Origin of the sequence: Nocardiopsis prasina DSM 43845, from assembly GCF_000341265.1 — a bacterium.
Lineage (GTDB): Bacteria > Actinomycetota > Actinomycetes > Streptosporangiales > Streptosporangiaceae > Nocardiopsis > Nocardiopsis prasina.
Genome location: NZ_ANAE01000140.1, coordinates 12,553 through 24,336, shown reverse-complemented (window position 1 = coordinate 24,336; position 11,784 = coordinate 12,553). Strand labels below are relative to the sequence as shown.

The window sequence follows — 11,784 nt, the reverse complement described above, 5'->3', positions numbered from 1 at the left end:
GGCCACGAGCGGAAGGAACACATGCCCGAACCCAGCGCCGACTGGTGGAAGTCAAGCGTCGTCTACCAGATCTATCCGAGCAGCTTCAACGACAGTGACGGCGACGGTGTCGGCGACCTGCCCGGGATCATCGAGAAGCTGGACTACCTCAGGCTGCTGGGCGTGGACGTGGTGTGGCTGTCGCCCGTCTACCCCTCGCCGTGGGACGACAACGGTTACGACATCAGCGACCACACCGGCATCGACCCCCGGTTCGGCACCCTGGAGGACTGGGACCGGCTGAGGGACGGCCTGCACGAGCGCGGCATGCGCCTGGTGATGGACCTGGTCGTCAACCACACCAGCGACCGGCACCCCTGGTTCACCGCCTCCCGTGAGGGTGACGAGGACAAGCGCGACTTCTACTTCTGGCGGCCCGGCCGCGACGGCGGACCGCCCAACAACTGGGGCTCGGTCTTCTCGGGCCCGGCCTGGACCTACGACGAGGGGCGCGGCGAGTACTACCTCCACCTGTTCAGCCCGTCGCAACCCGACCTGAACTGGGAGAACCCCAGGGTGCGCGCGGCCGTGCACGAGGTCGCCCTGTGGTGGCTGGCCCGTGGCGCGGACGGCTTCCGCATGGACGTCATCAACTTCGTGTCCAAGAACCCCAAGTTTCCCGACGGGCCGGAGTCGGGCGACCACGGTGACTTCGCCGAACACGCGGTCAACGGGCCGCGCCTGCACGAGTTCCTGCACGAGATGCACGGGACCGTCTTCGCCGGGCGCGACGCGCTCACGGTGGGGGAGATGCCCGGGGTGAGCGTGGAGCAGGCGCGCGTCCACACCAACCCGGTCAACCGCGAGCTGGACATGGTGTTCCAGTTCGAGCACGTCGACCTGGACCACGGGCCCGGCGGCAAGTTCGACCCGCGCCCGCTGGACCTGGTCCGGCTCAAGGCCTCGCTCAACCGCTGGCAGTCGGGGCTCAACGACCGGGGCTGGAACAGCCTGTACCTGAACAACCACGACCAGCCGCGCTCGGTCTCGCGGTTCGGCGACGACGGCCGGTACCGGGTGGAGTCGGCGACGGCGATCGCCACCACGCTGCACATGATGCAGGGCACCCCGTACGTCTACCAGGGCGAGGAACTGGGCATGACCAACGCCCACCTGGACGACATCGCGGACTACCGCGACCTGGAGACCCTCAACTACCACCGCACCATGGTGGAGACCGGCAAGGTGGACGCCGGGGCCGCCATGGCCGGGATCGCCCGGATGAGCCGGGACAACGCGCGCACCCCGATGCAGTGGACCGCGGGGGAGCAGGCCGGGTTCACCACCGGTACACCGTGGATCGGGGTCAACCCCAACCACGTGGACGTCAACGCGGAGGACGCCGTCGCCGACGAGGGGTCGGTGTTCCACCACTACCGACGTCTGATCGCGCTCCGCAAGGAGTACCCGGTCATCGTGTACGGACGGTTCGCCCCGCTGCTGGAGGAGGACCCCCGTCTCTACGCCTACACCCGTGCGTACAACGGCCAGGTGCTGCTGGTGCTGGCCAACTGGAGCGACCGGACGGTGGAGGTGGACCTGCCCGCGGACGTGGCGGGCTCCGACCCCGAGCTGCTGATCGGCAACCTTCCCGACCCCGGAGCGGTCCTGGCCCCGTTGCGCCCGTGGGAGGCCCGCGTGCACCTGGCTCGATGATCCACCTCTGAGGGGCCCTGCTCCCGCGACCGGTCGGTGAGTACTGTGTTGGGCAGCCGATCGAGCGGGAGCGGGGACCTTCATGAGAGTCGTCATCGTCGGAGCCGGTGTGGGCGGGCTCGCCCTGGCCCGGGGACTCACCGGACGGGGCCACGAGGTCGAGGTCCACGAGCGCGCGTCCGAACCGCGCTCCGGAGGCGCCGGACTCGGCCTCCACTCCAACGGGACCGCCGCCCTGCGGGCCCTGGGGGTCGACCCCGGCGGGATCGGCCGTCGCCTCGACGGACTGGAGAACCGGGACCCCGCAGGGCGGCCGCGCTACACACTCGACGTCGACGCGGTGAGCGACCACTACGGGTTCGAGAGCCGCACCGTGCCCCGGCGCGCACTCCTGGACCTGATCGCGGACGGACTGCCCGAGGGCACCGTGCGGTACGGCCGCGTGTGCACCAGGGTGCGGATCAACTTCGACGGCACGGTGAGCGCGCTCTTCGGGGACGGCACCAGCGCCACGGGTGACGTGGTGGTCGGCGCGGACGGCGTGCGTTCGGCGGCCCGGCGCGACCTGTGGGAGAGCGATCCGGCCCGCCCCACCGGCTGGGCGAGCTGGCAGGGGCTCACGCGGGTGCCGACGGACCTGGCGGCGGGCACGGTCGCGGCCGTGGTCCAGGGGCGCCAGGGCGTGTGCGGGATGATGCCCGCCGGGGACGGGCTCGTCCAGTGGTGGTTCGACGTGCGCTGGCGCCCGGAGATCCCCCGGCCCACCTCCCCGGCCAGGGTGCTGCGCCGCCTGTTCGAGGACTGGACCGACCCCGACGTGCGCGCCGTCCTGGACCACGCGAAGGACGAGGACCTCACGCTGTTCGAGCACGTCCGCCACCGGGTCCGCCGGGTCTGGGGCGAGGGCGGGGCGACCCTGCTGGGCGACGCCGCGCACGCCTTCCCGCCCTCCACCGCACAGGGCGCCAACCAGGCACTGGAGGACGCGTGGGCGCTGAGCCTGGCGCTCTCCGACGAGGCGTCCGCGGCCGACCCCGCGGCCGCGCTGCGCCGGTACGAGTCGGTGCGGCGCGGGCCGGTGAACCTGGCGTCGCTGGCCTCGGGCGCGGAGGCGATCACGCGCCTCACACCGCCCCGGTTCCTCGGCCGCGAACGGCTGGGTGNGGGCCCCCCGCCAGTTCATCGGCTACCTCGGCGGGGTGAGCAACGTTCTCACGGACCGCCGCCCGTGAATCGCGGTCACACACCGGTGGCGGTGGTCGCGCCCCCCGTCAGCGGTACGAAGTCTCATACCCGGCGCGAGGTCCGGCCAGGGCCGTGACCGGGCGCTTCCGAACCGGGAGGGGACAGCCCCTCCCGGTTCAGATTTTTTGAAATCCCCCCAAGTGAGGTTAGACTAACCTTGCTTGATGTCGGGGTTCTCCCGTTTTGTTGGTTCCCTCGTGCTGCCCTCCTCCGAGGACTCCCCCTGCGCGCAAGCGGCCCGCCCTGAGCGACGCGGCCGCTCCCCGTGACTAAGAAAGCAGTGAGCATGTACTCCACCCTGCGCCGAGTCGGCGGCATCGCACTCACCTCGGCCCTCGCCCTCGGCCTGGCCGCCTGCGGCACCGACGGCGAGGACACCCCCTCGGAGGCCAACGCGGACGGGACCTTCCCCGCCACCATCGAGAGCGCCCTCGGTACCGCCGAGATCCCCGAGCGCCCCGAACGTGTCGTCACCCTCGGCCAGGGCTCCGCCGAGACCGCCATCGCCCTGGGCACCGTTCCGGTCGGCATCGAGAGCTACGAGTGGGGCAGTGACGACACCGGCTACCTGCCCTGGATCCACGAGGCCGTCACCGAGTCCGGCGAGGAGCTGCCCGAGCAGTTCGCCGGGGCCGACGACATCGACTTCGAGGCGATCATCGAACTCGCCCCCGACGTGATCCTCGCCCCCTGGTCCGGAGTGACCCAGGAGCAGTACGACATCCTCACCGACATCGCCCCCACGGTCGCCTACCCCGACCTCGCCTGGAGCACCGACTGGGACGAGCAGATCGAGATCATCGGCCGGGCGCTCGGCCAGCCCGAGGAGGCCGAGGACCTCGTCACCGAGATCGAGGGCCGGTTCGAGGAGGCGGCAGCCGAGAACCCCGAGTTCGCCGACCTCACCTTCTCCTACGTCTACACCGACGGTCCCGGCACGCTCGGCGTCTTCCTCCCCGACGAGCAGCGCGTGGCCATGGTGCGCGGTCTGGGCCTCGAGGTCGACCCGGTCGTGGAGACCTTCCCCGAGACCGAGGGCACCGACTCCGCCCTCATCGGCCTGGAGAACGCCGACCAGTTCGGTGGCAGCGACCTCATCTTCACGTTCTACTCCGACCCCGAGACGCGCGCCGAGATCGAGTCCCAGGACCTGTACGGCTCCATCCCCGCCATCGAACGCGGCTCCGTGGTCACCAGCGACGACAACTCCTTCGTCACCGCCTCCTCCCTGATCAACCCGCTCACGGTGCCCTGGGTCATCGACCGCTACGTCCCCCTCATCGAGGAGGCCGCCGGGACCCTGGACGACTGAGGCGACCCGACGACGTGATCGTGAAGACACTCGCGGCACCGCCCCGTACGGGCCCCGCCCGCGCCGCGCTGGTCCTGGGCGCGGCCGGGACGGTCCTGTTCGCGGCGGTCCTGCTCAGCCTGGTCGCGGGCAGCAAACCCACCTCACCGGTCGAGGTGTGGCAGGTGTTCCTCGGCGAGGCCGACCCCCACACCACCGCCGTGGTCGAGAGCCGCTACCCGCGCACCCTCCTCGGCATCGTGGCCGGGGCTGCGCTGGCCCTGTCCGGCACCCTCATGCAGGGGGTGACCCGCAACCCGCTGGCCGACCCCGGCCTGCTGGGTGTCAACGCGGGGGCGGCCGCCGCGGTGGTCACCGCCACCGCCCTGCTCGGCCCCGCATCCACCACCGCCACCGTCTGGTGGGCCCTGCCCGGCGCGCTGCTGGCCGGGTTGGCCGCGCACACGGTGGGCACCCGCGGTGGCGACGGCGGCATGGTCCGCCTGGTGCTGGCCGGTGCGGTGGTCTCGGCGGTGCTCATGGCCTACGTCCAGGCGGTCTCACTGAGCATGCCCGACGTCTTCGACAGCTACCGCTACTGGGTGGTGGGCTCTCTGGCCGGTCGCGGCTACGACGTGGTCCTCGCCGTCCTGCCGGTGATCGGGGCGGGGGCCCTGCTCGCGCTGCTGGTGATGGGGTCGCTCAACGCCCTGGCCCTGGGGGAGGAGGCGGCCGTGGCCACCGGCGCCAACGTGTTCCTGGCGCGCTCGGGAGGGCTGCTCGCGGGCACCGTGCTCGCTGCCGGGGCCACCGCGGCGGCGGGCCCGATCGCCTTCGTTGGCCTGGCCGTCCCGCACGTGGTGCGCGGGCTGGTCGGGGTGGACTTCCGTCTCCAGGTGCCCTTCGCACTGTTGGTCGGCCCCTCCCTGCTGCTGGTCGCCGACGTCGTGGGCCGCGTCCTGGTGCGGCCCATGGAACTCATGGTGGGCGTGGTCACCGCCTTCGTGGGGGCGCCCGTGCTGTTGTACGTGGTCCGGAAGTCGAGGTCGGCGACGTGAACCACCCGCTGCGATCCGCGTCCGCGTCCGACCGGGCCTCCGAAGCCCCGACCGGCACCCCGCCGGAGCCCTCGCCCGCACCGCGTCCGCCGTTCCCGGTCCTGCGCCTGGGCCGCCGCGTCGCGCTGCCCCTCCACCGGCGCTCACTCGTGGTGGGCCTCCTCGTTCTGGTGCTCCTGCTCGCGGCGGCCGCCGTCACCCTGAGCCTGGGGCGGCTGGGAGTGCCCCTCACCCAGCTGCCCGCGGTCCTGTCCGGGCGGGGTGAGGCCACGCACCTGTTCGCCCTCGAACGGCTGCGCGGCCCCCGGCTCTCCGTGGCCGTGGGAACGGGCGTCGCCCTGGGACTGGCCGGGGCGCTCTTCCAGTCCGTGACCCGCAACCCGCTGGGCAGCCCCGACGTGATCGGACTGGGCGCCGGTGCGGGGGCGGGCGCCGCCCTCGCCGCGCTCATGTTCCCGGGGATCGTGCCGGTACCCCTGGGGGCGTTGGCCGGGGCCGCCCTGGCGGTGGTGGTCGTGGCCGCGGTGACCGGCACCGGGTTGCGCGACCCCGGACGGCTGATCGTCGCGGGCATCGGTGTCGCCGCCATGGCCCAGGCCTTCACCCACTTCGTGGTGTCGGTGATGGCCCGCGACAAGGCCAGTGTCCTGGCCGCCTATGTCAACGGCAGCCTGGGGGCCCGCTCCTGGGAGCACTCCACCACCATCTGGCTCACCCTGGCGCTGGCGATCCCGCTGGTCGTGGCCCTGGCCGGAGCCATCACCGTCAACGAGATGGGCGACGAACTCGCCGACTCCCTCGGCGCCCGGGCCGCGAGCAGCCGCACCGCCGCCGTCGTCCTGTCCGTGGTGCTGTCGGCGGCGGCGGTGAGCGTGGCCGGGCCGATCGCGTTCGTGTCCCTCACCGCGCCGCAGATCGCCCGCAGGCTCAGCGGCGCGCCAGGACCCAACCTGGCGCTGTCCGCCCTGGTGGGCGCGCTCCTGCTGGTGTCCGCCGACCTGGCCGTCCAGCACGCGCCCGTCGCGGAGGGCCTGCCCGTGGGCGTCCTCACCCTGGCGATCGGCGGCGTGTACCTGGGCTACCTGCTCATCCGTGAATGGCGAAAGGGACGACTGTGAGCCAAGAGACCGCCCCGGTCCTGGCGGCCGAGGGCCTCACCCTGGGCTACGGCGCGGACCCGGTCGTGCGCGACCTGGACCTGACCATCGCCGAGGGCGAGTTCACCGTGATCGTGGGCCCCAACGGCTGTGGCAAGTCCACCCTGCTCAAGGCGCTGGGACGGGTCAACCGGCCGAGCACCGGAAGGGTGCTCCTGCACGGCCGGGACGTGCGCGCGCAGCGGCCCAAGGCGGTCGCCCGCCAGCTGGCGCTCCTGCCGCAGAGCCCGTTGGCGCCCGAGGGGATCACCGTCCGCGCGCTGGCGGCGCGCGGACGCTTCCCCCACCACACCCTGTTGCGGCAGTGGAGCCCGGAGGACGAGACCGCCGTCTCCCGTGCCCTGGAGCTCGCCGGGCTCACCGACCTCGCCCAGGTCCAGGTGGGGTCGCTCTCCGGAGGGCAGCGCCAGCGCGCCTGGGTGGCGATGGTCCTGGCGCAGGACAGCGGCACCCTGCTGCTGGACGAGCCCACCACCTACCTGGACATCGCGCACCAGTACGACCTGCTGGAACTCTTCGCCGACCTGCACCGAAGCGGTCGCACGGTGGTCGCGGTCCTGCACGACCTCGCCCAGGCGGCCCGGTTCGCCACGAGGGTGGTGATGATGGACGGGGGAGCGGTGGTGGCCGACGGCACCCCGGAGGAGGTCGTCACAGCCGAGCGGGTGGCGTCGGTGTTCGGGCTGGCCTGCGACGTGGTCCCCGACCCCCGGACCGGCACCCCGTTGGTCATCCCGCACGAGAGGGCGCCCGCGTCAGCCTGACCTCAGGAGGGCCCTTCGGGCTCGGCGTCCGTGGTCACCGGATCCGGCGGGGTGCGCTGGTCACGGGCGGCCTTGTACTCCTCCCAGTGCTCCAGCAGCACGTCGTGGTAGCCGTCGAGCCAGGTCATGTAGTCGTACATGTTGTGCAGCCGGGTGCGGGAGGACTCGCCCAGGTCCGGAAGGCGATCGAGCGCCGAGGCGGCGAGGTCGCGCTGTTGGCGCAGGTAGGAGCGCTCGTTGCGCAGGAACCCGCCCCAGACGTCCTCGTCCATGCTGATCAGCCGTGAGCGGTGGTCGGGGGAGTCCACGAGAGTGACGAACCCCAGCTCGCGCAGGCGGCGGACCGACTGCGAGACCGAGCCCCGGCTCACCCCCGCGCCCTCGGCGACGGCCTCCGCGCTGACCGCGTCCCGGTCGGCCACCAGCAGGTAGCCCACGATGCGGCCCTCGGCCTTGGGCCGTCCCTGGGACTGCCAGTAGGCGGCGAAGCGGGCGACGAAGTCGTCGCGGAACGCCTCCGCGCCGTCCCCGGCCCCGTCCACCGCACCCGCCTCCAACGCCCGCTCCCCCCGTACACCCTGCGTCATGGGGGCCACGATATCGCCCACGCGGGCGGCCTTCCGTCGGTCGGGGCAGGTTCGCTCAGGGGGCGGCTCAGGGGGCGGTGCGCAGCGACTCCGGCCTGGCGTTCGCGGGTCGATTACACGCCCACCTCGTCGCCTTCGCCCTCCGGTCGGCTGCTGGCGCGTGCTCGGGGTACCATCCGGTCGGTATGCTGGCCGGGTTGGTGTTCGACACCCCGCCGGGGGAACCGTGGGGGACACGAGGTGAGGCGGGACATGGCGCGAGGACGGCGGACGACCGAGGTCGAAGCCGGGCGCGGATCCGTGCCCGAACGACTGCTGGAGGCGGCCACCCGGCTCTTCGCTGAGCAGGGGTTCGAGAGCACCTCGGTGCAGGAGGTCGTGGCTGCGGCGGGCGTCACCAAGGGGGCGATGTACCACTACTTCGGCTCCAAGGACGACCTGCTCCACGAGGTCTACGCCCGCGTCCTGCGGATGCAGACCGAGCACCTCCGGGAGATCTCCTCGCGTGAGGCGCCCGTGGCCGAACGGGTCCACGCGGCCGCCGCCGACGTCATCGTCACCAGCGTCGCCAACATGGACGACACCAAGATCTTCTTCCGTTCCATGCACCAGCTCGCGCCCGAGAAGCAGCGCAGCGTGCGCGCCGAACGCCGCGGATACCACGAGATCTTCCGCGCGATGATCGAACAGGGCCAGAACGAGGGAGTCTTCCGCACCGACGTTCCCGCGGACCTGGTCGTGGACTACTTCTTCGGTTCCGTGCACCACCTGGGCACCTGGTACCGGCGCGACGGCGAGCTCACCGGCGACGACGTGGGCCGCCACTTCGCCGACCTGCTCGTCGCGGGCCTGCGCCCGCAGACCTGAGCGGTGGAGGGGCCCAGCGGCGGTGGGTGACACGCACAGGGGCCGGGGGCGCAGGCCCCCGGCCCTCTCACGTGGACCCGCACGCGCGGCTACCGGCGTTCCTCTCTCACGCGTACTTGCGCAGCTCCGCGCGTGCCAGCGAGCGCAGGTGCACCTCGTCCGGACCGTCGGCCAGCCGCAACGAGCGCACCCCCGCCTGCCACCCGGCCAGCGGGGTGTCCTGGCTGACCCCGGCCGCGCCGTGCGCCTGCACGCACCGGTCCAGGATCCACTCGACCGTGCGCGGGGTGGCGATCTTGATCGCCTGGATCTCGGTGTGCGCCCCCTTGTTGCCCACGGTGTCCATCAGGTAGGCGGTCTTGAGCACCAGCAGACGCAGCTGCTCGATCGCCACCCGGGCCTCGGCGATCCACTCGCGGACCACGCCCTGCTCGGCCAGCGGGCGGCCGAACGCCACCCGTCCCAGCACCCGCTTGCAGGTCAGCTCCAGGGCGCGCTCGGCGATGCCGATCGAACGCATGCAGTGGTGGATGCGCCCGGGGCCGAGGCGGGCCTGCGCGATCGCGAACCCCTCGCCCTCGCCGCCCACCAGGTTCCCCACCGGCACGCGGACGTCCTCGAAGAACACCTCGGCGTGGCCGCCGTGGTCGCTGTCGTGGTAGCCGAACACGCTCATGCCGCGCTCGATCCGCAGCCCCGAGGTGTCCCGCGGCACCAGCACCATGCTCTGCTGCCGGTGCCGCTCCGCGTCCGGATCGGTCCGGCCCATCACGATGAGAACCTCGCAGGCCGGGTTGAGCGCCCCGGTGATGAACCACTTGTGCCCGTTCACCACGTACTCGTCGCCCTCCCGGACGATCCGGGTGGTGATGTTGGTGGCGTCGGAGGAGGCCACCTCGGGCTCCGTCATCGCGAAGGCGGACCGGATCCGCCCGTCCAACAAGGGCTCCAGCCACCGCTCCCTCTGCTCGGGGGTGCCGAACATCGTCAGCACCTCCATGTTCCCTGTGTCCGGGGCGGCGCAGTTGAGCGCCACCGGGGCCAGCTGGGGACTGCGCCCGGTGATCTCGGCCAGCGGAGCGTACTGGAGGTTGGGCAGACCGCCGTGCTCGGGGTGCCCGGCGAGGAAGAGGTTCCACAGCCCCCGTCGGCGGGCCTCGGCCTTGAGTTCCCCGACCACCGGCGGGACCGCCCAGGGGTCCTCGCGCTCGGCCAGTTGGGCGGCGAACACCGGTTCGGCCGGGTGGACGTGCTCGTCCATGAAGGCCAGCAGCCGCTCGCGCAGCTCCTCGGTCCGGGCGTCGAATGCGAAGTCCATCGGTCCTCAGTCCTCCCTCAACACGGAGTGGGCGCGCCGCACCAGGGGGACGACCACGTCGCCGATCCCGTCGAAGCCCGATCCCACGGTCAGTCCCCGCTCGTGCCGGTAGTGGATGCCCTCGGCGATCACCGCGAGCTTGAAACAGCCGAAGGCCACGTACCAACCGAGCCGGGACACGTCCCGGCCGGTCGCGGCCGCGTACATCCGGGCCAGCTCGGGGGAGGAGGGGAACCCCTCCGCCGAGGTGGCCGGTCGCCCACCGCCGGTCACCGGCTGCTCCCGGTAGACCAGCATCAGGCCGAGGTCGACGAGGGGGTCGCCGAGGGTGGCCATCTCCCAGTCGAGGACGGCGGTGAGCCGCCCGTCCCGGGTGACCAGCACGTTGTCGAGCCGGTAGTCACCGTGCACGATCGCGGGCGCGCCCTGTTCGGGGAGCGTGGCGGCGAGACGGTCCCGCAGTTCGTCGATCCCGGGGAGGTCCCGGCTGCGGGAAGCCTCCAGCTGCCTGCTCCACCGGCGCACCTGGCGTTCCAGGAAACCCGCCGGGCGGCCGAAGTCGTCCAGGCCCACCTCCCCGGGGGCCACGGCGTGCAGCTCGCCCAGCGTGGTGATGAGGGAGTCGGCCACGGCGCGGACCCCCGGGGCCCCGAGCGGCGCGATCTCGTCCAGGGTGCGCAGGGGTGTGCCCGCCATGTGCTCCATGACGTAGAAGGGCGCCCCCAGCACGTCGGTGTCCTCGCAGAGCAGGTGGGTCCGCGGTACCGGTACGGCGGTCTCCCGCAGCGCGGTCATCACCCGGTACTCACGGGGCATGTCGTGGGCGGTGGCGAGCACGTGCCCGAGCGGAGGGCGGCGCACCACCCACGAACCGGTGCCGTCGGTGACCGTGTAGGTGAGGTTGGACTTGCCGCCGGTGATCACCCGCCCCCTGAGCGGTCCCGCGACCAGCCCGGGCACCCGGCGGTCCAGGTGGGCGCGCAGCCTCCCCAGGTCCAGGCCGGGCAGTTCCTCGCTCATGCCTGCTCCTCGGTGGTGAACACCCGCGCCTGGATGCGGCGCATACCGGCCAGCCAGGCGTCGGTGTCGGTGGCGCGGGCGGCGTAGTAGTCGGCGACCCGGGGGTGCGGAAGGATCAGGAAGCGCCCGTCGGCCAGCCCCGCGATCACGGCGTCGGCGACCTCCTCGGCGCTGATGGCCTCCCCGGCCAGGATGGCCTGCCCCTCCGGTCCGCTGGCGTCGAGCATGTCGGTGCGCACGCCCAGGGGACACAGGCACTGGGTGGTGATGCCCCGGTCGCCGTAGGTGGCCGACATCCACTCGCCGAAGGCCAGCGCGGCGTGCTTGGTCACCGAGTACGGGGCGCTGCCCAGCATGCTGAGCAGCCCGGCGGCGGACACGGTGGTGAGCAGGTGACCCCGGCCGCGCTCCAACCACCCCGGCACCAGCGCGCGGGCGGCACGCACGTGCGCCATCACGTTGACCTGCCAGGCGAGTTCCCAGTCGGCCTCCGGCGCCTCGGGTCCGCCCGTGACGGCGACCCCGGCGTTGGCCACGTACAGGTCGATGCCGCCCAGCCGTTCCTCGGCCTCGGTGATCAGGGCGGTCACGCCCTCCTCGCTCGCGGCGTCACCGGGGACGGTGGTCCCACCGATCTCCCGGGCCACGGCCCGGGCGGCGTCCGCGTCCAGGTCGTTGACCACGACGCGCGCCCCCGCGTCGGCCAGTCGGCGGGCGACGGCCGCTCCGATCCCGTTGCCGCCGCCGGTGACCACGGCTCCGATCCCGTTCGGTTCCATGCC

At 72.6% G+C, this 11,784-nt stretch carries 11 protein-coding genes; 7 read left to right on the top strand and 4 right to left on the bottom strand.

Annotated features, from left to right (window positions below):
- Window positions 1–21: 21 nt before the first annotated feature.
- The 6 genes from D452_RS0115400 to D452_RS0115375 all read left to right on the top strand — a co-directional run bounded on the left by D452_RS0115400 (window position 22) and on the right by D452_RS0115375 (window position 7,210).
- Entirely contained in the window at window positions 22–1,695 is a 1,674-nt protein-coding gene (locus D452_RS0115400) for a glycoside hydrolase family 13 protein (RefSeq protein ID WP_017545047.1), read from the top strand.
- 82 nt (window positions 1,696–1,777) lie between these two features.
- Entirely contained in the window at window positions 1,778–3,016 is a 1,239-nt protein-coding gene (locus D452_RS28375) for an FAD-dependent monooxygenase (protein WP_017545046.1), read from the top strand.
- 210 nt (window positions 3,017–3,226) lie between these two features.
- Complete coding sequence (locus D452_RS0115390; protein ID WP_017545045.1) at window positions 3,227–4,252, top strand: iron-siderophore ABC transporter substrate-binding protein; 1,026 nt, start codon at window positions 3,227–3,229, stop codon at window positions 4,250–4,252.
- Window positions 4,253–4,266: 14 nt separating this feature from the next.
- Window positions 4,267–5,289, top strand: coding sequence for a FecCD family ABC transporter permease (locus D452_RS0115385; protein ID WP_017545044.1), 1,023 nt, complete (start codon window positions 4,267–4,269; stop codon window positions 5,287–5,289).
- Window positions 5,286–6,407 (top strand): FecCD family ABC transporter permease, encoded by a 1,122-nt coding sequence (locus D452_RS0115380; RefSeq protein WP_017545043.1) that lies wholly within the window; start codon window positions 5,286–5,288, stop codon window positions 6,405–6,407. Before D452_RS0115385 ends, D452_RS0115380 begins: the two co-directional genes overlap by 4 nt.
- The gene (locus D452_RS0115375) at window positions 6,404–7,210 is read left to right on the top strand and encodes an ABC transporter ATP-binding protein (protein ID WP_017545042.1); all 807 of its coding nucleotides are present in this window, start codon (window positions 6,404–6,406) and stop codon (window positions 7,208–7,210) included. The genes D452_RS0115380 and D452_RS0115375 overlap by 4 nt, the downstream gene beginning before the upstream one ends.
- 2 nt (window positions 7,211–7,212) lie before the next feature.
- On the opposite strand, the gene D452_RS0115370 is transcribed toward D452_RS0115375, so the two are convergent.
- Window positions 7,213–7,797 carry a GbsR/MarR family transcriptional regulator gene (locus tag D452_RS0115370; protein WP_394297089.1) on the bottom strand — a complete coding sequence of 195 codons (585 nt, stop codon included), beginning with the start codon at window positions 7,795–7,797 and terminating at the stop codon, window positions 7,213–7,215.
- A 252-nt stretch (window positions 7,798–8,049) separates the two neighbouring features.
- Between D452_RS0115370 and D452_RS0115365 the strand changes: the two genes are divergently transcribed.
- Complete coding sequence (locus D452_RS0115365) at window positions 8,050–8,664, top strand: TetR/AcrR family transcriptional regulator (RefSeq protein WP_017545040.1); 615 nt, start codon at window positions 8,050–8,052, stop codon at window positions 8,662–8,664.
- A gap of 106 nt (window positions 8,665–8,770) precedes the next feature.
- On the opposite strand, the gene D452_RS0115360 is transcribed toward D452_RS0115365, so the two are convergent.
- Genes D452_RS0115360 through D452_RS0115350 form a run of 3 tightly spaced genes read right to left on the bottom strand, consistent with a single transcriptional unit; the run spans window position 8,771 to window position 11,781 of the window.
- Window positions 8,771–9,982 carry an acyl-CoA dehydrogenase family protein gene (locus D452_RS0115360; RefSeq protein WP_017545039.1) on the bottom strand — a complete coding sequence of 404 codons (1,212 nt, stop codon included), beginning with the start codon at window positions 9,980–9,982 and terminating at the stop codon, window positions 8,771–8,773.
- 6 nt (window positions 9,983–9,988) lie between these two features.
- On the bottom strand, window positions 9,989–11,002 hold the full coding sequence (locus D452_RS0115355) for a phosphotransferase family protein (protein ID WP_017545038.1): 1,014 nt from the start codon (window positions 11,000–11,002) through the stop codon (window positions 9,989–9,991).
- A complete protein-coding gene (locus D452_RS0115350) occupies window positions 10,999–11,781 on the bottom strand; it encodes an SDR family oxidoreductase (protein ID WP_026129342.1) in 783 nt (260 codons plus the stop codon). The genes D452_RS0115355 and D452_RS0115350 overlap by 4 nt, the downstream gene beginning before the upstream one ends.
- Window positions 11,782–11,784 lie beyond the last annotated feature (3 nt).

Bases quoted from the DNA above. Each gene is read 5' to 3' on its own strand.
- D452_RS0115370 (WP_394297089.1), bottom strand. From the start codon at position 7,797: ATGACGCAGGGTGTACGGGGGGAGCGGGCGTTGGAGGCGGGTGCGGTG.
- D452_RS0115400 (WP_017545047.1), top strand. From the start codon at position 22: ATGCCCGAACCCAGCGCCGACTGGTGGAAGTCAAGCGTCGTCTACCAG.
- D452_RS0115355 (WP_017545038.1), bottom strand. From the start codon at position 11,002: ATGAGCGAGGAACTGCCCGGCCTGGACCTGGGGAGGCTGCGCGCCCAC.
- D452_RS0115350 (WP_026129342.1), bottom strand. From the start codon at position 11,781: ATGGAACCGAACGGGATCGGAGCCGTGGTCACCGGCGGCGGCAACGGG.
- D452_RS0115365 (WP_017545040.1), top strand. From the start codon at position 8,050: ATGGCGCGAGGACGGCGGACGACCGAGGTCGAAGCCGGGCGCGGATCC.
- D452_RS0115360 (WP_017545039.1), bottom strand. From the start codon at position 9,982: ATGGACTTCGCATTCGACGCCCGGACCGAGGAGCTGCGCGAGCGGCTG.
- D452_RS0115390 (WP_017545045.1), top strand. From the start codon at position 3,227: ATGTACTCCACCCTGCGCCGAGTCGGCGGCATCGCACTCACCTCGGCC.